Raw genomic sequence first — 19,829 nt, 5'->3', positions numbered from 1 at the left:
CGAGACTTAAACAGCGGTACAAAGCCTGTATTATCTAAATATTTAATTGACAAAGCTGAGTATTCCGAAACATTAAGCTTTTTACATTATGGAAAACTTAATTATGGCTTTTTTTTACAGTATAAAAAGTTATTCTCAGTATATCGATTCTCCATTTATACCTTACATAAAAGAAAACTTTTTGACAAATATAACCGACATCTTTTCTTTCGATTTAGAAACAAAAAAGTGTACTTACATAGGATCTCTACCCTTTCCATCAGAAAAAATACGCCCAGTATATAGAGAAGACCACAGATACTTTTTATTGTACTCCCCCTTCCATACCTATTTACTACCAATTAAAAAACTTTTTATAAAACACTATATAGGAACCAACGAAATCTCTTTTTTCGAACTGCCAATTAATATTCCTGCTAAAGAACTAATAGAAGAGTTTTATTTTTTAAAAAACTTTTCCATTGTCATCACGCTAAATCCAGAAGAAAAGTATATATCTATCTATTCACTGAATGATAATATGCCAATAGGGAGGATAAAATACACGGATGAATTTTTCTCATTAATTGTAAATCCTGAAACAGACCAACTCAATGCTATTATAATATATCCCAGATTTTTAATAAAATGTAACTCTTGAGTAGGGTAACGTCAGGAGTTTTGAAGAGAAATTTTTCAGTTATAAATATGTCTTTATTGTTAGAAATTGACCATATTTGGCTTTTTAGGTGTTAAAATAAAACTGTGCCTTAGGTATAATAAATTTTAAACCTTCCTTATATTATTATTTCTAATAATAACATACCTTTATGCAAAAATTTAATCTCACTTTTAAACCAGAAGGTATTTGCCAATGCAAAAACCGCTCAACATGCCTTAAATTGGTCTGTCCTCTGTTTTCTTACAAAAGCAGAAAATGCACCTGTTCCTGCCCTCAGCCCTGTATTTCTTCTAAGTCGGGTACAATAGTTACATATACTATGATAACCTTCGTTCTTTCCCCTGGTATCAATAGAAACTCCCAAGAATTATTAAACCTTTACAAAAAACGTATTGTTATCGAGTATACTGTTGCTCACCTTAAATCCTACATGGGCTCTGACATCATACCCACACGTGACCATATTTCATTGTTTTCTGATTTCTCACTCTCTGCTATATCTTTCCTCTTGCTGTTTATTCTCTCTCTTGCTATTAAACTTTATTGTTCTAAACTTACTATTATTATGTTATGTTTCAAATTCATGTTAGAATTAGAATGTACTTAAGTTTCTTTTCTTTACACAACTTATAATTATCGTGTTTATAACAGTTAAACTCAATGAAATAAAAAACATCAATAAGCTAAAAAAATTACTAAAATTAGTCCCAATCAAAATTGCAATTAATAAAACAGTAGAATTATGTCCCATATGAATTGCTATGGGATAAAATATAGAACCATAGTAAAAATACATTACAGATGATAACAATCCTAATCCAAAAGCAATAATTCCCTGTTTAAAATTTAAATGGAAGAAAGCAAATATTGCTGAACTTATAATAACTGACATAATTAAGCTATTTGTTTTTAATAAACTTCGAAAAATAAGACCTCTAAACAATATTTCTTCTATAATGGGTGCTATTATGCAAATAGACAAAAATCCCATTAATTTATTACTATAGATAAATTTTGCAATCTCAAGGCTAATCTCCCCTCGCTCTACATTAATTTTGTCTATACCTAAGAAAGTATAAAACGATAACATTGCTAATGAATAGCACACGCCATATATAAACATTAATATTGTTAACCTCCAATTACTTCTTGTATTGGTTTTTCTTGACAAAACTTCCTTTAATTCTTTCCGACAAAAAAAGATGATTAGTATCCCTGTGATTATATCAGAGGAAACAATTAATTTTACTATCAAATGTCTTAAACTGAAAAGTTGGATAATGCTATACGTGATAAAGTTAGAGATAAAAAACAAAATAATATATTTGCTAATACCATAATTCTTTACGTTGTTCACTTCAAACAACTTCCTTTCATTTTTAAATACTAAAATAATTAATGGCAAAAGGGAACAACATCGCATATAAAAACTGATGTTGCTCCCCTTTTAAAATATTTATCTTGTGGCTCCATGACCTCTAGAACTTCCACCACCAAAACTACTATCTCTTTGGGCAACTTCGTAATAACCATCCCAAAATCCTTTATTAAACTCATATGCAAACTCTATAACCGGTAATAACCGAGAAAACCAATCTAAGTATTTTCCAGCCTCTCTGAGAAAATTCCCACCTTCAATTTTGTGTAATTCGTATTCTTCAATAATATTTAAATTATCCATTTTTTATCCTCCTACTATTAATTTGTCAAGTATAATTTTAATAATTCTATTTGTATCCTGGGCAATTCATTTATAATTGCAAAAAACAACATTGCTCTTTTTTCTAAAGGTTCTATAATATTTTCACGTATATTCATACCAATTTCGATAGACTTTTTTCCCCAATTATAACATAAAACCCCACAAACTTTCCCACTGTCATAAGCAATTCCACCGCCATTTATACTAAAAAGATTTTCAGCATCTACAAACAAATTAGCCATAACACTTAATACCTCCTTTTTTTTATATTCCCAACCCCCACAGCCGGCTGATAGAAGGGTTGTTGCCTATCCTCATAACCTCAATCCCAACTTATCTAATACCCATTCAATCAACCGCTCCTGCTTAGACACTATGCTCATCTCACATGCTTGCCCTGCCCTCAAATTAATACCTTTTGGAACTTTCTTTACTTCTACCTCAACCTCATAAAACCCTTGCCCACTCTGGCTTGCTACCTTTATATCCTGCGATACCCTTACAACCTTTCCTTCCACTACTTTCAACCCATCTGCTCCTGCTATCTTTACCTTTGCTCTTTGCCCTATTTCTATGCTACCACCTTTTGTGTTTGGTATGTATCCAATAACCCTAAATCCTCTTGACCCACTGCCAACTATCCTGCCAATCTCAGCTCCGCTATTTACTGCTGCACCATTGAGTATTTCGCTACTGTATTCCACATATCCATCTTTTTCCGCTTTTATACTACAACTCTCTATCAATCTCTCTGTTTCCTCTAAACTGATTTTTAAATTCTTTATTTCACTGGTTAAATTATTAATCTCATTATCAATCTGCTGTAGTACATCAAACTTATACTTTTCAATTTCTTCTTTTGTATCATCACCTGAAATGTTTAGCAGTTTCAGCTGCCCTTCTATTTTCTGTTTCTGTAAAATTATCTCACTTTTTGACTGCCTCAGCTCATCAAGCTTTGAATCTATTTTCAATATTAAAATCTCATTATGTATATTACTACCATCCAATTTTGTCTTCACCTGCTGATTGTAAACTTCTATTTCACTTAATATAAATTCCAAATACCCTATGTCGTATTTTGTTAGCTTAACTTGCTCACCTTTACTTACAACTTCCTTTATTTCTTTTAACGTGCTTTCAAATTTATCGATATTTTTAATCTTCTCATCCAAACTCTCCATCTGCTTTTTAAAATCCATTATACTGTATTCTCTTTGTACTCTTGCTTCTTCTGCTGCTTTTTTTAATTTGTTTATCTCATAACTATAGCTCAAGTACCTCAAATAGTATGCATTATTTTTATTCCCAAGATTTTCGCCTTTTTCTATGCTTTTTCTCAATTCTTTCAAATCATCAATCCTTTTCTCATATTCGCTAAGTTGCTGTTTCAAAAAATCCCTCCTCTTTACATACTCCTCATCATCAATCTTAAATAAAATATCACCTTTCTTTACATATTCACCTTCTTTTACAAAAACCTCTTTTACCTTCCCTCCAACATAACTTACAACCTTTGCTTCATCTTCTAATGGTCTTACTATTCCTTGAACCTTTACATTTATATCAATTTTTCCTACCACACTCCACAAAACAAGTCCTATCACTAAGGCAAGCAAAATATATGTAATAAAAAGTCCATACCTTGGAATCTCTAATTCATACAAAAGCTTGCTTTCCTTAAGTTCACTAAAATCATATATTACTTCTCTCATCCTCCAGCTGCACTCCCAACCAAATCCCATAGCCCTTTTTGCTCAAGTCCCATCAGTTGCTCTCTCCACAGGTTATAATAATACCCTTTCTTTCTCATCAGCTCCTCATGCGTTCCCACCTCTACTATCCTGCCTTCATGCATTACCACAACCCTGTCGCATTTCAAAATAGTGGATAGCCTGTGCGCTATTATTATAGTGGTTATCCCCTCACATACCTTCTCTATTACCTTTCCTATCGCCTGCTCGGTTACAGAATCAAGATTACTGGTCGCTTCATCCATTATCACTATCTCAGGATTTTTTAAAAGTGCCCTGGTTATTGCTATTAGCTGCTTCTGCCCGCCTGACAAATTAGCTCCATTCTCTTCTATCATGGTATTGTATCTCAAAGGAAGTTTTGATACAAACTCATCCAGTGTGGTTAATCTGCTTATTTCAATTATATCTTCCATTTTTATATTCCTGTTGCCTAATACCAAATTCTCAAATATCGTACCACTGAACAAAAAGATGTCTTGAGATATATATGCTATCTTCTCCCTCAAATGCTTCTTGTTTATATCTTTTAAGTTATAGCCATTTATTCTTATCTCTCCGCTTTCATAATCATAAAATCCTAAAAGCAATTTTGCTAACGTGGTCTTACCTGAACCACTTTCATCTACTATCGCTATCTTCTCTCCTCTTCTTATCTTAAGATTTATATCCCTCAGCACAAGCTGTCTTGTACCGTATCTGAAGTTCAAACCCTCTATCTCTATATCACCCTTCAAACTGGGTGATAATTTCCTTTCTTCGTCATCTTGAAACTCACTCTCAAGTTCCAAAATTTCGCTCAGCCTTTCGGCTGCAACTATCGCCGTCTGCAACATCGGCTGCAATCCTATCAAGTTCTTTATCGGGTCTACAAAGTATGCAAGCAGTGCATTGAACGTAAACAACTCCCCTATGCTCATCTGCCCATTTATTACTTTGTGTGCACCAACCCATAGTATTACCATAACTCCTACCGCTGCTATTGCGCTGCTTATATTACTCTGCAAATTGTTTAAATTCGCTACCTTAAACACATCTTTTAATAGCTTTACAAACTTGCTCTCTGTCTTAAAATTTACATCCTCTTCTATATTAAATGCCTTTACTACTTCTATCCCATTCAGTGACTCTACCAAATACGATGTCAAAATTGCATTGTCTTCCATCTCCTGCCTGTTCGCTTCCTTCAATACCCTGTTAAATCCAAACACTACTGCTGCGTATAGCAAAACCATCACAAGCGCTATAAAAAACAGTGTGGAATTTTGCAGGTATAAAATACTTGCGCCTGCCACTGCCATTATGCTGTCTATCATTAGCGTCAAAGTTGCACCAGATACTGCATCCCTTATCTTTGATGCGTCCATAAACCTCGATATTATCTCCCCTATCTTCCTGCTACCAAAAAAACTCATCGGAAGCTCTATCACATGTTCATAATATCCCAGCATCAGCTTAATATCTAATCTTTGACTTAAATGTATCAAAAGCCTTACCCTGAATGCCCCTAATATCACCTTGAATATTGTAATCAGTATCGCACCTGCTGCTATAATGTGAAGTGTATTCTTCAAAAGATTCGGTATTACATCATCCATCAAAAACTTGTAATAAAATGCTGCCGCTATCCCAAGCAAGGTATATACAACTGACACTGCAAAAATATTCAATATCAAGTCCTTCTGTGGTCTCAATAACTTGAAAAACTTTTTCAAAACTCCCTCTTGCTTTCCTTTCTTGAACCTCTCATTTGGTACAAGAAGTATCAAAATGCCTGTCCATATCTTAAAAAACTCTTCTGGATTTAGCTTAACTATTCCTTTTGCCGGGTCTGCTATTACTATCCTTTCTTTTCTTATTTCATGTATTACAACATAATGAAATAGCTTGCCATCTATCAGTACATGTGCTATACACGGAAGTGGTATTTTTTCAAATATTGCTTCTTTTGCTTCTGCCCTGACTGCTTTTGCTTCAAATCCAAGCTTTTCTGCCGCTTTTACAACTCCATATGCTGTGGTGCCAAACCTGTCTGTACCTGCCATCTGCCTTATTCTGGCTATCGATACTTCTTTTCCATATTGCAAACAAATTGTTGCTAAGCTTGCTGCTGCACAATCTGTTATATCATGCTGCTTTACACAATAGTATCTTTTCCTCATCTCTTCATCCCACTTGATTTTTGATATATTTGCTTCTTTATTTTCTTATTTAGGCTGTTTTGTACTCAAGCTATTTTTTCTGTAAACATCTTCTTGGAATTTCTATGCAAATTTTATCTTATACATTTTCACTCTGTCAATCTCGTTTTTTTTTTTTTAGCCCATTTTCAACTAAATTTTGAGCTTAGAATATACTTTTCTTTAAATAGCTTAAATTTTCTTAAATTTTCTTGAGTTTATAACAAGGGTAAGTTCGCAAATAGTTAAAAATACAGTCATCTCATGATGTCAGAAATATGTTCTAGTAGATTGGGGAAGCTGTTAAATATTAACTTTTAGCTTCTCAACAATCCTATCCACAATCCTCTCCTGATACCCAGCAAGCTGAAGCTCCTTCATTTTCTTGCAGACGCTTTGTAGCTGAGCACTTTTTACATTCTTTAACATCTCTAAGCGCCTTTCATCTATCTTATTTTCAGACAGTGCCAAAAAATAGTGGACTTCATCCATACAAAGTGGCATTGCACCAAAGTTTTGAATTACTCTGTCTGCAATCAAAAGCCCTTCTGGGTCAAAGTCGCCTGAGTACAGCAAAGATATATTTGTCTTTGCAATGCTTCCAATGATTATCTTGCTTGAGAGCCTCAGGTGCCCATTTGTGCACACAGCAGAAATAGCTGGGACTCTTTGCACAATCGCAGAAAATACAGCAGGGTTTTCAACAACCACAAGCTTATTTGAGTATGCAAAAAATCCTTTATAATCCTTTATAGTATAAAGTGGTAAGATAATAGGCTTTTTTTGATTGCTAAAGTACTTGAGCCCTTCATCTTCTTTTCCATCTTCAATATACCCGCCAATGTTATACAAAAGGCACCAGTTTGAAAGTTCATCAATTAAGATGTTGTTACCAAAAAGTAGTTCTGATTTTTCCTCTGCATTTTGGGGAAACTCTCTACCGTTTATAATGCTCAAAAGCTTTAAAAATATCTTTCCTGCATCTTGCTCATCATCAAAAAAGTGAGGGTTGCCTGTAACCCTTGTTGCAAAAATAGCCAAAGTCTCAGGGCTTTGTGGTTTTTTTAAAATTGCTTCTATGACCTTTTTCATTATCTCTAAAAACTCTTCTTGTGAATACTTTTTATAAAAGCTCTCAAATGATTTGAAATTCTCTTTAAAAGCATTTAAAACCTCTGCAGCATTTTCATCACCCTCAAAATGTGCTGACAAACTTTTAAAAAACTTTAATATCCTTCCACTTTTCAACTCCTTTTCTTCTTTTTTGGTGATAACCTCTTTTCTCAAAACTGCTGACAGAATGCTTTTAAAATCAAGCCCTGAGAACTTAGTGTCCTGAAACTTTGTCACGGTAAAGTCTTTTACATCAATGACAACCTTCTCGCCTCTCAAAACCCTTCTAAGATACCGCGATAAAGTCTCTTTTTCCTCTTCAGATGGATTTTCTAAAATAATCTTGCCAGAAAATCGCCCCAAAGACCTATACTTACTATGAATAAGCTTCAGCGCACGCTTAAATCCTGGCTTTGAAAAGTACTCTACACACTCATCGAAAATCTTATCTTTTGTCATATCTCCACCAACACCTTCTTGTACCCGTTCCAGATGTATTTTACTTTGAGAACACAGCCTTTGCTTCGGTCTGAAATAAGTTCATAAATGCAAAGTCCTGGCACTGTTTTGTAATCTCCCCATAGAATCTGAGAGTTCATGATATAGTCAAACTCTAAATTTTCTATTAGTTCAAACATCTTTTCAATGTTGTTCTCATCAACGCCGGCAAACGCCTCGTCAAGCGCAATTATACGTGGTGCATAGCTTGCAGCACTCTGGTATTTTGCGCACAGCGCTGCCAAAAGAGGTACATAAATAGAAAGCGCTTTTTCACCGCCAGAAAACTTGTCGTATGCATTGTTTGTAAGCTCTCTTCTGTTATCTTCACCTCTTTGAAAGTAGAGTCTAAATTCAAACCACTGCCTGTAATCCAAAATTTCTTTCATTATCTCATAAAGACTTCGAAAACTTTCAGGTGAGTCATGAAGCCTTTTTGCTCTTTCAATACGTGCCCTAAAATGCTTGACAATCTTTTGTCTGTCGGTATCTGAAGTTGTTGCCGGGTCTTTACTAATAAGTTTTACAAGTTCTGATGTTGAAAGTTCATCTTCAAGTTCCTGTTTCTTCTGTTCCCACGAAAGTCTGAATTTAAGATTTCCTGAAAGGTCCATGCCGTCCATCAGCTCATTCATTCTCTTTACCCAGTCCTGGGCAAGCATTATCTTGCGCGAGATTTTAAAGCCTATGTCTTTTGCCAAAACCTCTTCAAAAAGTTCTCTTTCTTGCTGGGTGATAAGATTTTTCTTCTCGATTATTTCAGAATCTATTCTCTCTAAAAATTCATAAAGCGAAAGCAATCTTCCATCCTTCTTAGCAGTCCACAAATATCTTAAATATCTGGTTTTTTCATCTTCTTTAAGAAAAAGATTTGCACCAAACTCTGCAAGCTGAACTTGTGCTTCATAGTGTGTAGCAATAAGCTTTTGTAAAACCTGATTTAAATCCTTAGATTTATATTCATTGGCAAAGCTACTTTTTTCCTTTGCAAACTCTAAAAGTCTGCTCTCATCCTCAAGATTTTCTTCCCTGCAAACAAAACCAAAAGAAAGTTCTATCTTCAACACTTCAAGGCTATTTGTGTACTCCATTTTAGCTTTTTCGAGCTGCGAAGCTTTTGTCTCAATTTGTGCTTCATATCGCGAAATTTTTGCAACTTTATCCTGAAGATCTTTGTTGAAGTTTTCTATCTCCTTAGGAATACTATCAAGCCGTTCAATTGCCTTTTGCTGTTCTTCAAAAAGCTTTTGAGCATCATCACTTGAGAGTCTTTTTTCAATTTCTATTTTTTTTAGTTCTAAGCCTTCCCATCTTGTTTTTAAAACCTGCAAATCGAAGCTTAAATTTTGAATATTTTCTTCTATTTGTAGGATTTGATCTTTTCGTAAGTCTAATGTCCTTGAAACCAATTTTTCTTTTTCCACTTGGTTTTCTAAATCAACAAGCAAACTTTTAAGTTTTTGAGCATCTTTACTTAGCTTCAAAAAATTATCTTTTGCTGCTGTAACAGAAAGCTTTGTTGCAATGACAGAAATCTCATGTTTTAAATTATTTTCTTTAGTAAGAAGCTCTCTTATCTTTTTTTCCAAAAACTCTATCTCTTTTTGTATGTCTGATTTTCTATCTTCTCTTTCTTCAATCATCTCAAATGCAGTGTCAAGGTCAATTAATGAAGGGAAACTGTCTCTCTCGTTTTGTAACTTTTCAAGCAATACCTTTTGTGCGTTTCTCTCCTGTTTTTTATTATCTACTTCAACTGAAAGTTTAGCTATTTCATCTTCCAGCTGTGATATTAGCATCTGCCTGTATCTTCTTCTATTTTCAATTCCTATAAACCTTGCATTTTCGCATGTAGTTGTTCTGCCTTTTAAGATGCTATTACCAAATCTTCCATCTTCACAGATATAAATACCATCATCTTTTTCGGTAGCAAAAATGCTGTCAATCACAGCTGCCACTTCCTGTTTTAGCTCGGCAGGTCCGTCAAAGTTGGCAACTTCTAAAAACTCGTTCAGCGTATGCGAAAAATATGCAGGTTTTGAAATTAGAATCATTTCTTTTTCATCATCCATAAGTTCTGAAAGAACATCTCTGTACTTTTCTGGAACAATCAAAGCGTTCAAAATACCAAGGCAGTTCAAGGCATCTTCAATGATAGCTTTCTTTTTTTCGTCCACACCGTCTTTAAAATCCACAGCCATATAAAAAGGTATAAATGGCACCCCTTTTTGTAAAAGCCTGTCTCTTACTTTCTTTTGCTGGGGTGAAAGTATAATTTCATCATCTTTCTGGCTTTTTATTTTTTCAATTTCCTCTTTTTTAGCTTTAATTTTGTTATTTAACGTTTCTATTTCAAACTCAAGCCTTCTTATTGTATCTGAGATAGCAAGATAATGAAACTTATAAATATCATCTAAGATTGAATATATTCTGACATAATCACCTTTTTTCTCACAACTATTTATTGCCTGGAAAATTGCTGTTCTCTGCTCATCTAAAGCTTTGAAAACCTCATTTTGTTCAAAGTAAATAGAAATAGCATTCTTCAGACTATTTTTTATTTCCTCAAGCTGAAGCAAAAGATTTTGTATATCTTCTTCAATCTTTTGTGCTTCTGCCTTGTTCATATCAAGATTTTTATAAAAGCCGTCTAAATCTTTCTTGATTTCAGCTAATTTTTCATAATTTTTAAGTACTATCTCCACCTGATATAAGAAAGATGAAATTTCGTCTTTTAAAATGTCAAGACTTCCCTGTCCAAAAAGATACATATCAAGCGTTTCTAAAAATCTCTGAAAACCAATTGATTCGATTAGCAATTTGCCTTCTTCGACGCTATCTTTTATTTTTCTTTTGTACTTTTCAAGCTCTTCTTCTAAAGCGATAAGCTGTTGTCTTTCTTTCTCAAGCTTTTGAGAAGCTGAATTTATCTGGGAAAGCTTTTTGTTTTTCTGCTCATCAACTTCTTTGAGCTCTTCTTTTATATTTAAAAGTTCCTTTTGTAGCTTGAATATATCGTTTTCTTTTATACTTTCAAGCCTCAATGTCAAAGACTCTTGTTCTTTTTTTAGCTCTCCTATTTTTTCTTCTATCTTAAGCTTTTCTTCCTTATTTTTCTCAACCTCAGCTTGAGCTTTTTCAAGATCTATTTTAAGACTAAAATATTCTTTGCTCTTCTCAAGCACGTTAAGTATACTTTGCGCAAGCAAAAGCTTATTGTACTCATCGTAAACCTTTTTTAATTTTTCTAACACATCTTTTATAATTTCAAGATTTTTAAGCTCTGTTTGAATTCTGTCCATATTTTCTATTGAGTCAGAAAGGCTACGCAAGTCTGACTCAGAAAGAGCTGGCAAAGACTCCTGAAGCATCTTATAGACAGAATCAGGTTTTATATCTTTTGAAAGCTTTGGCGCTCTTATTCGAACTATCAGTTCAATTAAATTTTCAAACTCTTCTGTGTCTTCAAAACCAAATAATATTTTATTGACTTCTTCCATATAATCTTTTCGAGCTGAAAATACCTTCCCACCGTCTCCTAAAAGATTTTCAAACTTTTTTTTGGTAAGTGGGATCTTCTGGTCTCCTATCTTTTCATAAAAGAATATATCTATACCAAATCTTCTTCCATCCGTCAAAACAAAATACCAAGTATCAGGATTTGTACCTCTTTTCGCTCTTATTCCCATACCTATGGATACAAATACATTTTGTTTTTTAAACTCAAGAAAAAGATAGGCTATTGCCTCATTTTTCTGACCAGGCCCCTGATCACCAAGAACATAGTCTTCAAGCTTTCGCGCATTTGAGCCAAAAGAGTCAAGCCTGGATGGGTGGTAATTGCCATCCAAAAGCAGGGTAATAAAACTTTGCATTGTCACAGACTTGCCTGAAGCATTAGCACCACGAATAAGCATCCTGCCATCGAAAAAGTCAAAATACTCCTCGTCATAATACCAGTAGTTGAAAACTCCGGCTCTGCTGAGCACCCATCTATTTTCCTTGCTCATCTTCAAAATATAAACCTCCATCTACATTTATATCTTCTATATCCTCAAACGATCTTACTGTACTCTCATTTTTAACAGAAAGCTGATTATTTATTTCATAGTCCTGATATTCACCAACAACTCTCAAAAAAATAGGTGATATAACAAGATACCCATCCTCATTTGTCTTTGCAAAATTATGAAGCTGTAAAAACTCTAAAAGCTCTTCAAATATTTTCTCTGTTGACTTTTCCCTCCACTCCTTGTTCCAAAAATTTCCGTATTTTTTCTTGACATTCTCCACAATTAGCTTAAAGTGGTCAAGCGAAATTTCAAGCATCTCATGTGGGGGTGAAAGCCTCAGCTCACCCTTTTCTACCCTTTCAAAAATCTCTTTTGAACACAAAAGTAACACATCGCATATATTTGAATTGTCAGGGTAAGTATATCTGTAATCTCCCTCAACGCTAATATATGCAAACGACTTGAACAGGTGAAGCTCAAGCTCTGGTACAAACTTTTCAAGGTCCTGTGAAATTGTTGTCTTCTGCTTTTTAATGTAATAAAGTGGTGCTTCATTTTCAAAGTCTACAATTCCATCTATCAAAAGCCCTCTGTAGGCTTTTATTCTCTTTATATCAGTGATTTGGTCAGAAAGTCCATTTGTAAACTCAAACTCGCTATTTAAAATCTCTTCGACTGACGAATACTCAACAAGGCTTTTAGGAAATGTCCTCATAAAGTACTTTGATAGCCCTGTTGATTCATAAAGTACATCTACATCAGCTCTTTCCACAAACAGCTCTTGATTGCCATCATCTATTTTAATTAGCCCCATCTTTTCGCAAAACTTAAGAACTCTTATAAGCGACCTTCTATCAGAATACATAGTCCAATCAATTTCTTCGTAAGGATAATTCGACCGTATATACTGCGTGATATCCTCAAGCAAAAACTGAGTGTCTTTGCCCTTGTCCTCTAAAAATGCAAGAACAAGACAGAAAAATACATAGTCTTTCGGCTCTTCAAACTCCAGAATACCCATGTACTCTCTTGGAACAAGTGGTATCTTTTCAAGTCTGACTATGTCAGATGTAGCATAGAATTTAAGTCCCAGTTTGGTAACTATAAAGTCTTTTAACTCTTTGCCAATGTTTTTACACTCATAATAGTTTTCAACCTCTTTTTCTTTTAAAATCCAAAAGTTTTCAAGTAATTTTAAAAGTGCACTTTTCATCTTTCTGCTTTCCTGCCTTTCTTTACTCAACAAACTCAATCACATACGCCGGCATCTCAAGCTCACCATCTATAGATTTTAAAACACAATATCTCCCATCCTTTGGTTTTACCACTTTAAATCTTTTACCTGAGTCTGTATTACCAAAACCTGTTGAAAGTCCTCTTGAAAGCCACACCAAAAGTTTCTTCCTCACCTGTGGAGTCAAAACAGGAAGATTTTCAAACTCAATTTTTCCATCTTTTATAAGCTCAGCAACAAGTTTTTCTTCCTCTTCAATCTTCTTTTTATACTCCTCAAATCTTTTTTTCTTGTCTTCAGAAAATTCAGATGCCGGCAAAACTTTGCTCTTTTCTCTCACAAGCCTTCCTCTTGAGTGAAGCAAACTCTTCATTGGCGGCACGTCAAGAATGCTAAGACTTGCAAGTTCGCTCTGCCTCTTTTCCTCGGTTGCAATGTATCGCGGCAAAAGCACACCAAACACAACTGCAGAAAGCTTGTGACAGGTTGCCAAATCAAGGTTTGAAAAGATTTTTGCTAAGTGTTTGTACTCTTCCTGCCTGTTTACTTTGACACTCGACATCTCTGAAAGCCTTGCTGCAAGGTCAGACACCTTTTTTATAAGTCCCTGTATCTGATCAGAAAGTTTTTCTGCCTGACCATGGGGAGCAACAAACCAGAGTTTTATATTGTCAAACCTTGCTTTTATATTCCTTTCTATACTCTCTGGATCTTTGAATATGTTTTTGGGATGTTCCTTTTCCTGAGCGATTATATATTTCAAAAGCTTTTCAACCTCAGAGTTTTTTAATTGCAAAAAGATGGATCTTATTTTTGGAAGATAGTTCTGAAATACAATATAGAAGTTGTAAAGGTACTGCACAAGCTTTGATTTGTACTCTAAAAAATTCTCTTTTATCATGAGATTTTCAGCTTCGTACGACTTTAACATTGAAATATATTCAGAATAGCTATTTTCAATCTCCTCAAAAGATCTTGTTAGCTCGTCCCACCAGTCAACTGCTCTTTTTTGTGGCTCTTGCAATATACTATCCACCTGCTGAAGCAAGAGAAATATCTTCTCAATATGCTTGGGATTTAACTCTGCTTTTGTGTCCTCTTGAGTTTCAAGTTCAAACAAAAACCTTTCAATCTTAAGTCCGATATGTGTAAGTTCATATAAAAATCTTTTGTTCTTAAACTCCTCAACAGTTCTAGTCTTTGAAGTGTCCTGAATTGAATTCAAATTGCCCCACTCAACAAGACTTTTCAAGTCCTGTTCGCACATCTGTTCAGTGTAGTCTGCAAACTGTGGAAAACCTTTTAAAAATGTAAATATCTCTTCTTTTGTGAGCCTGTTTTTGTATTCTAAATGGCACAAAAAACAATATCTCATGATTGTTCTGTATCTTTCTGAGTTAGGCGCTGTGAGGTACTCAAAATATTTGAGTTTGCCCAAAAGTGGAGCTTGAAAACTATTTATCATCTTAAAGTTCTACCTTCCCTCAAAATCTTATCTTAAATTATATCACATCTTACCAAACAAAAAAGGGGCTGAAACATTTTCACATACAGCCCCTCTTATTCTAATTTGCTGAAAATACAGCTTTTTTGAGATTGCTTATTTCAACCTCGTGCCTACCAAGGATTTCATAAAAAACCTCAATCTTTACTCTGTTTTCTTTTAATTCTTTTATATCCTTTTTCATCTCTTCCATATCGCTTGAAAGTTGTTTTATAGCAAACTCAATAACAGCAAATCTGCCATCAACATATCTTCTCAGCTCTTCATGTTCACGCTTGTCTTGATCAAAGTGAGATTGCTGGATTTCTGCCATAAGCTCAAGTTTTCTTTTGAGATCTTCGAGCATAACAGAATTCTTGGCTGTCTCAACCTCAAGCTTGTCAACCCTCTTCTCAAGAGTGTCAAGTCTTTGTTCTACTGCATCAAGTCTTTGTTCTACTGCATCAAGTCTTTGTTCTACTGCATCAAGTCTTTTCTCTACTGCATCAAGTCTTTTCTCTACCCTGTCAAGTCTTTCCTCTACTCTGTCAAGTCTTTCTTCAACTCTATCAAGCCTTTCTTCAACTCTATCAAGCCTTTCTTCAACTCTATCAAGCCTTTCTTCTACCCTGTCAAGCCTTTGTTTTACTTCTTCCAAGCCTTTATCAATGCTATCAACCTTTTCTAAGACAAGAGTTAACATTTGCTTTATCTCATCCATATTTTAACAACTCCTCTTATTTTGGCTTAAGATTATTATATATTAAAACCTATTAATTGTAAATTAACAAATTTTAGAATTTATAGAAATAAATTTATCTTCTCAATATCAGCATTGCATCTCCAAAGCTGAAAAACCTATAACGCATATCGACAGCAATCTTGTAAGCATTCATGATTCTCTCATATCCGCCAAACGCACAGACAAGCATCATCAAGGTAGTATCCGGAAGATGGAAGTTTGTAACAAGCCCGTCAAGAACTTTAAATTCATAGCCAGGGTAGATAAATATATCTGTCCAACCTTTTTTAGCTTTTACTTTTCCATTTTCATCACAGCACGATTCTAAAACCCTGCAAGATGTCGTCCCAACCGCAATCACTCTTTTACCAAGTTCTTTTGCTCTATTTATTCTTTCTGTAACATCTTCAGAGATTTCATAATACTCCTCATGCATCTTGTGCTCCTCTACATTTTCAACCTTAACAGGCTTAAAAGTTCCAAGCCCAACGTGAAGTGTCACATACAAAATTTCAACACCTTTTTTTGATATTCTGCTAAGTAGCTCTTCCGTAAAGTGAAGACCTGCAGTTGGTGCTGCAGCAGAACCAGGCACTTTGCTGTACACTGTCTGATATCTTGAAAGATCATCAAGCTCCTCTTTTATATATGGTGGAAGAGGAATCTTGCCCAGTCTCTCTAAAACCTCTTCGAACACCCCATCGTAGTAGAACCTTACAACCCTTGTACCTTCTTCTCTGTTTACATGTAAAACCTCAGCTTTTAACTCTCCATTTCCAAATACAAATCTTCTCCCTTTTCTCGCCTTTTTTCCAGGCCGTGTCATGACCTCCCATGTGTTTATATCAAGCCTTTTTATAAGTAAAAACTCTATAAAACTGCCAGTCTCTTCCCTTTGCCCAATTAACCTTGCTGGTATGACCTTAGAGTTATTTAGAACAAGACAGTCACCCTCATTTAAATATTCAACTATATCGCGGAAAATTCTGTGCTCAATCCTGCCGTCTGGCAAAATAACCATGAGCCTTGAGCTGTCCCGCGGCTCTACAGGTTTTTGTGCAATCAGCTCATCTGGCAAGTCATAGTGAAAGTCGCTTAGTTTCCATTTTCCCATCTTTTTTCAATCTCAACTCCTGTGTAATAGTATTTTATAATTTGCTTATAATTATAACCACTTTCAGCAAGGCCTTTTGCACCCCACTGGCTCATTCCAACACCGTGTCCCCAGCCCTTGCCATTGAATGTGTATGTGGTAGGGACAAGTGGCACCTTGTCAATGCTGCCATCCGGATTTATTACCTCTATATACTGCTGTGAAAATGTCTGCTGCTTACTCTCAAAACCTCCAACATCGTCAGGCTGATACACCTCATCATATGTTGAAAGGTATACACTCTGGGCTGTTGATTGTGGAAGAAATTCTCCATTGCCAGAGCTTTGATCTTTCCGAACATAGCCTGCATTCTTTACACTCCCATCCTCGAACAAAATCTTCTGGCTGCTCACTCTTACCTTTTTCACCTTCCCATTTTCATCAACCACAGCTACATCCGCATCTGTTGTAATTGTATATGCCTGGCTGTAAAGCCCAAACAAAAGCCGTGTTGCTTCTTTTTGACACTCATATTCACCTTGTGTGCCCACAATTTTTAGCCTCAAAACCCTTCCTGCTTTTGTGTACTCAAGAGCTTGAATATCCAAAACATCACCAATGTCTATGTTTCTTTTTTTGAGCATATTTTTTATCTCATCTTTGGTAAACTGAAATAACCACGACGACTTTGAATTTTTTGCTTCTTTAGAGTTGTCAACAGACCTCAGATACTCAACAGGGTACCTCCAAACATTTTCAGAATCCTCTGTTGGAATACCGCCTGTTGATGAAAAATACACAGCGTCAATCGGGTTGCCTTTGTAAGTTATAATCTCACCTCTTGTTGCATCAACAGCTGCAATTGCCCATTTTTCTCCATATGTGCCGTCTACTGCACCGCCATATACCTGGCAGTGGTCTGTTGGGCACAGGTCAAACCCAATTAACTGGTGCTTGCCAAGGTTTCTCACAGCATACGTTCGGGCAATCACTGCAAATGCTTTTACAGCCTCAATTGGCCACAGAGGATCAATCTCCATCCTGATAACACCATACAGATACTCTTCAAGCTTTGTAACATTTATAACTGTTATATCACTACCTTTTATTCTTTTAAACTCAGCCCTGCCCCTGAACCATCTATCACCAATCTTTATTCTCTCAATTCCGTTTTGCTTTTGTGGAATTATCATCAAAAACCTTGTACCTTGACCGTCAAATCCAAAAAGTATTTTGCCATTTTCATCTTTTACAAGCACCATAGTATCTGAAGAAAAAATGGTGGCGCCGGAAAGTTTTGCTGCCAGCTTACTTGCTTCACTTATATTGTCAAAACAGCCAATCAATATACTATACCCACCATTTACAAAGCCAACAAAGGCATCTTTAAATGAAGAAAAATTTTTTAAGCTATTCTCTGCTGTTTTGTATGAAATATATCTTCCAACTGCTACATGATAATTTGGCCCTTCCTGACTATTTTTTTTGTATACATCTTTTGAAACCGTAAGGTTATTTTTTTGTGTATCAGCAATTGTAATAAAGTTTTTGTCATCAGAAATAGCTAAAAAAAGGCTTCCTTTCGCCTCAATTCTTACAGAATCTACCGGACTTGACTTTTTATATGTATCAGTGTAAAACACACCTATTCTTATCCACTCTGGGATTTGAGTCTGTGAAAATGTGGGTAATATATTAAATGAAAAAACTACAAAAAATACTATCGCTACAGTCCCGCACAAAACTTTTCTAACCATTTTTTCTCTCCTTTTATTCCTACGATGAGTTTTTATTTAATTATCTTATATACTTTCTATTACTTTATTTTATCAAAATCCCTCTTGTGAGTCTATTGCAAAAGGAATATAATTTAATCTATGAATTTTTAGAGGTAATATCAAGTAGGGGTGCAGAAAAATTGTATATAATAGTTGTGGGGTGCGGAAAAGTAGGCTCAACATTAGCAAAGTCTTTAGCAGATGAGGGGCACGACGTTGTTGTGATTGACTCTGACCAAAAAAATTTCGAAAGACTTGGACCTGACTTTAATGGCATGAAGATTCAGGGTGTTGTAATAGATGAAGATGTTTTAAAACAAGCAGGGATAGAAAAGGCAGACGCCCTTGCAGCAGTAACACCTGATGATAGTACTAACATAATGACTGCTCAGATTGCTGAAGAGATTTATAATGTACCAAAGGTTATAGCAAGGATTTATGACCCTCTGAGAGAAGATATCTTTCATTCTCTCGGGCTTGAAACAATCTGTCCTACAACCTTGGCTGTTGAGTATATTAAATCAATTCTTCTTTCACGTGAAATAAGGCATAAGCACAGGTTTGGAAAAGATGATGTATTTTTTAAGTACATTACTCCAAAGAGAGATGATATTGGGAAAGGTCTGGATAAAATAATTCTTCCTGAAAATTGCTATCTTTTTGGAATAATCCGAAATGAACACTTTTATTTCAAGAATAAAAATATCAGGCTTCAGGAAAATGATATTATGGTAGTGGCAGAAAAGAAGGTGAATAAATGAAAATTGTAATTATTGGCGGTGGAAAAGTAGGGTATTTTTTAACAAAGCTTTTAGCAGAGAGAGGAAAATATCAGATAACAGTTATAGAACAGCAGCCAGAACTTTGCAGGAAAGTTGCCGAAGAGTTTTCAAACGTAACAGTTATAGAAGGAGACGGAACATCCTTAGATACCTTGGCTGATGCAAAGGTCCACAAGTGTGACTTTTTTATTGCCGTAACCGGAAAGGATGAGGATAACCTCATATCATGCCAGCTTGCTAAAAAAGTATTTGAAGTAAAAAGAACTATAGCACGGGCAAACAACCCTAAAAACATAAACGTTATGAAAAGGCTTGGGGTTGACAATGTGATATCTTCAACTGATATTATCGCAAAGATAATCGAACATGAGGTGGAGATAGAACCTCTTTCTGTTCTTGCCACGTTAAAAAATGGGGAAATAATAGTTTTTCAGGCGGTTGTTCAACAAAATTCACCTGCTGCAAACAAAAAGATTGCAGATATTCCGTTTCCCAAAGAGAGTATAATTGGGGCTATCATGAGAGAAAATGAAACATTTGTCCCTTCTGGAGACAGTATTATAATGCCGGGTGATACACTGCTTGTAATTGTAAGTGAAAGTGCTAAAAGAGAGTTTAAGCGTCTTATAAGTTCAAAATAACGAAAAGGGTGATTGAGTGCAATGCTCAAGAAAAAAGAAAAAAACCTAAAAACCACATTCATTGGTGTACTTGTAGAAATTGGTCTTGCACTGGGATTCATCGCTGCTGGTACCATTGTCACTTTAATTCCTTATCTTTTTGGTCACAAATAAAA

General features: G+C 35.1%; 16 protein-coding genes and 1 pseudogene. 5 read left to right on the top strand and 12 right to left on the bottom strand.

The genetic code is table 11. The features are described from left to right. Window positions 1-103 precede the first annotated feature (103 nt). Both ATHE_RS01255 and ATHE_RS14880 read left to right on the top strand, forming a co-directional pair. Window positions 104-640 carry a hypothetical protein gene (locus ATHE_RS01255; protein WP_015906875.1) on the top strand — a complete coding sequence of 179 codons (537 nt, stop codon included), beginning with the start codon at window positions 104-106 and terminating at the stop codon, window positions 638-640. 134 nt (window positions 641-774) lie between these two features. Next, a pseudogene (locus ATHE_RS14880) lies at window positions 775-1,268 on the top strand (ISNCY family transposase); the annotation flags it as partial. Here the strand turns inward: ATHE_RS14880 and ATHE_RS01250 are convergent. From ATHE_RS01250 to ATHE_RS01195, 12 genes are all read right to left on the bottom strand, one after another. Next, the gene (locus ATHE_RS01250) at window positions 1,254-1,784 is read right to left on the bottom strand and encodes a CPBP family intramembrane glutamic endopeptidase (RefSeq protein WP_015906873.1); all 531 of its coding nucleotides are present in this window, start codon (window positions 1,782-1,784) and stop codon (window positions 1,254-1,256) included. The pseudogene ATHE_RS14880 and the gene ATHE_RS01250 sit on opposite strands and share 15 nt — an antisense overlap. Window positions 1,785-2,117: 333 nt before the next feature. Next, a complete protein-coding gene (locus tag ATHE_RS01245; protein WP_015906872.1) occupies window positions 2,118-2,342 on the bottom strand; it encodes a hypothetical protein in 225 nt (74 codons plus the stop codon). A gap of 17 nt (window positions 2,343-2,359) precedes the next feature. Beyond that, window positions 2,360-2,605 carry a hypothetical protein gene (locus tag ATHE_RS01240; RefSeq protein ID WP_015906871.1) on the bottom strand — a complete coding sequence of 82 codons (246 nt, stop codon included), beginning with the start codon at window positions 2,603-2,605 and terminating at the stop codon, window positions 2,360-2,362. Between the two features lie 72 nt (window positions 2,606-2,677). Then, a complete protein-coding gene (locus ATHE_RS01235) occupies window positions 2,678-4,078 on the bottom strand; it encodes an HlyD family efflux transporter periplasmic adaptor subunit (protein WP_015906870.1) in 1,401 nt (466 codons plus the stop codon). After that, window positions 4,075-6,279 (bottom strand): peptidase domain-containing ABC transporter, encoded by a 2,205-nt coding sequence (locus tag ATHE_RS01230; protein WP_015906869.1) that lies wholly within the window; start codon window positions 6,277-6,279, stop codon window positions 4,075-4,077. Before ATHE_RS01230 ends, ATHE_RS01235 begins: the two co-directional genes overlap by 4 nt. Before the next feature lie 321 nt (window positions 6,280-6,600). Further along, on the bottom strand, window positions 6,601-7,869 hold the full coding sequence (locus tag ATHE_RS01225) for a TIGR02679 domain-containing protein (protein ID WP_015906868.1): 1,269 nt from the start codon (window positions 7,867-7,869) through the stop codon (window positions 6,601-6,603). Further along, on the bottom strand, window positions 7,866-11,918 hold the full coding sequence (locus ATHE_RS01220; RefSeq protein WP_015906867.1) for a TIGR02680 family protein: 4,053 nt from the start codon (window positions 11,916-11,918) through the stop codon (window positions 7,866-7,868). Before ATHE_RS01220 ends, ATHE_RS01225 begins: the two co-directional genes overlap by 4 nt. Then, window positions 11,902-13,134, bottom strand: a complete 1,233-nt coding sequence (locus tag ATHE_RS01215) for a TIGR02678 family protein (protein ID WP_015906866.1) — start codon at window positions 13,132-13,134, stop codon at window positions 11,902-11,904. Before ATHE_RS01215 ends, ATHE_RS01220 begins: the two co-directional genes overlap by 17 nt. A gap of 22 nt (window positions 13,135-13,156) precedes the next feature. Continuing rightward, window positions 13,157-14,620, bottom strand: a complete 1,464-nt coding sequence (locus tag ATHE_RS01210; RefSeq protein ID WP_015906865.1) for a TIGR02677 family protein — start codon at window positions 14,618-14,620, stop codon at window positions 13,157-13,159. Between the two features lie 100 nt (window positions 14,621-14,720). Next, window positions 14,721-15,359: a coiled-coil domain-containing protein gene (locus ATHE_RS01205; protein ID WP_015906864.1), complete on the bottom strand. Its 639-nt coding sequence runs from the start codon at window positions 15,357-15,359 to the stop codon at window positions 14,721-14,723. A 94-nt stretch (window positions 15,360-15,453) separates the two neighbouring features. After that, window positions 15,454-16,494, bottom strand: coding sequence for a tRNA preQ1(34) S-adenosylmethionine ribosyltransferase-isomerase QueA (gene queA / locus ATHE_RS01200; protein WP_015906863.1), 1,041 nt, complete (start codon window positions 16,492-16,494; stop codon window positions 15,454-15,456). Further along, window positions 16,476-18,230: a SpoIID/LytB domain-containing protein gene (locus ATHE_RS01195; protein ID WP_015906862.1), complete on the bottom strand. Its 1,755-nt coding sequence runs from the start codon at window positions 18,228-18,230 to the stop codon at window positions 16,476-16,478. The genes queA and ATHE_RS01195 overlap by 19 nt, the downstream gene beginning before the upstream one ends. A 161-nt stretch (window positions 18,231-18,391) precedes the next feature. On the opposite strand from ATHE_RS01195, the gene ATHE_RS01190 reads away from it, so the two are divergent. The 3 genes from ATHE_RS01190 to ATHE_RS15125 are packed head-to-tail and all read left to right on the top strand — an operon-like array spanning window position 18,392 to window position 19,827. Beyond that, complete coding sequence (locus tag ATHE_RS01190) at window positions 18,392-19,012, top strand: potassium channel family protein (RefSeq protein ID WP_013431227.1); 621 nt, start codon at window positions 18,392-18,394, stop codon at window positions 19,010-19,012. After that, a complete protein-coding gene (locus ATHE_RS01185) occupies window positions 19,009-19,674 on the top strand; it encodes a potassium channel family protein (RefSeq protein ID WP_013431228.1) in 666 nt (221 codons plus the stop codon). Before ATHE_RS01190 ends, ATHE_RS01185 begins: the two co-directional genes overlap by 4 nt. 21 nt (window positions 19,675-19,695) lie before the next feature. Continuing rightward, entirely contained in the window at window positions 19,696-19,827 is a 132-nt protein-coding gene (locus ATHE_RS15125; protein WP_015906861.1) for a hypothetical protein, read from the top strand. Window positions 19,828-19,829: the final 2 nt, after the last annotated feature.

It is taken from the genome of Caldicellulosiruptor bescii DSM 6725 (assembly GCF_000022325.1).
In the GTDB taxonomy this organism is placed as follows: Bacteria; Bacillota; Thermoanaerobacteria; order Caldicellulosiruptorales; family Caldicellulosiruptoraceae; genus Caldicellulosiruptor; species Caldicellulosiruptor bescii.
The sequence above is the reverse complement of the archived record's forward strand: the minus strand, read 5'-3'. Positions and strand labels throughout refer to the sequence as shown.

Bases quoted from the DNA above. Each gene is read 5' to 3' on its own strand.
- ATHE_RS01185 (WP_013431228.1), top strand. From the start codon at position 19,009: ATGAAAATTGTAATTATTGGCGGTGGAAAAGTAGGGTATTTTTTAACA.
- ATHE_RS01225 (WP_015906868.1), bottom strand. From the start codon at position 7,869: ATGACAAAAGATAAGATTTTCGATGAGTGTGTAGAGTACTTTTCAAAG.
- ATHE_RS01245 (WP_015906872.1), bottom strand. From the start codon at position 2,342: ATGGATAATTTAAATATTATTGAAGAATACGAATTACACAAAATTGAA.
- ATHE_RS01255 (WP_015906875.1), top strand. From the start codon at position 104: ATGGCTTTTTTTTACAGTATAAAAAGTTATTCTCAGTATATCGATTCT.
- ATHE_RS01230 (WP_015906869.1), bottom strand. From the start codon at position 6,279: ATGAGGAAAAGATACTATTGTGTAAAGCAGCATGATATAACAGATTGT.
- ATHE_RS01240 (WP_015906871.1), bottom strand. From the start codon at position 2,605: ATGGCTAATTTGTTTGTAGATGCTGAAAATCTTTTTAGTATAAATGGC.
- ATHE_RS01195 (WP_015906862.1), bottom strand. From the start codon at position 18,230: ATGGTTAGAAAAGTTTTGTGCGGGACTGTAGCGATAGTATTTTTTGTA.
- ATHE_RS01215 (WP_015906866.1), bottom strand. From the start codon at position 13,134: ATGAAAAGTGCACTTTTAAAATTACTTGAAAACTTTTGGATTTTAAAA.
- queA (WP_015906863.1), bottom strand. From the start codon at position 16,494: ATGGGAAAATGGAAACTAAGCGACTTTCACTATGACTTGCCAGATGAG.
- ATHE_RS01250 (WP_015906873.1), bottom strand. From the start codon at position 1,784: ATGTTTATATATGGCGTGTGCTATTCATTAGCAATGTTATCGTTTTAT.
- ATHE_RS01235 (WP_015906870.1), bottom strand. From the start codon at position 4,078: ATGAGAGAAGTAATATATGATTTTAGTGAACTTAAGGAAAGCAAGCTT.
- ATHE_RS01205 (WP_015906864.1), bottom strand. From the start codon at position 15,359: ATGGATGAGATAAAGCAAATGTTAACTCTTGTCTTAGAAAAGGTTGAT.
- ATHE_RS01220 (WP_015906867.1), bottom strand. From the start codon at position 11,918: ATGAGCAAGGAAAATAGATGGGTGCTCAGCAGAGCCGGAGTTTTCAAC.
- ATHE_RS01210 (WP_015906865.1), bottom strand. From the start codon at position 14,620: ATGATAAATAGTTTTCAAGCTCCACTTTTGGGCAAACTCAAATATTTT.
- ATHE_RS15125 (WP_015906861.1), top strand. From the start codon at position 19,696: ATGCTCAAGAAAAAAGAAAAAAACCTAAAAACCACATTCATTGGTGTA.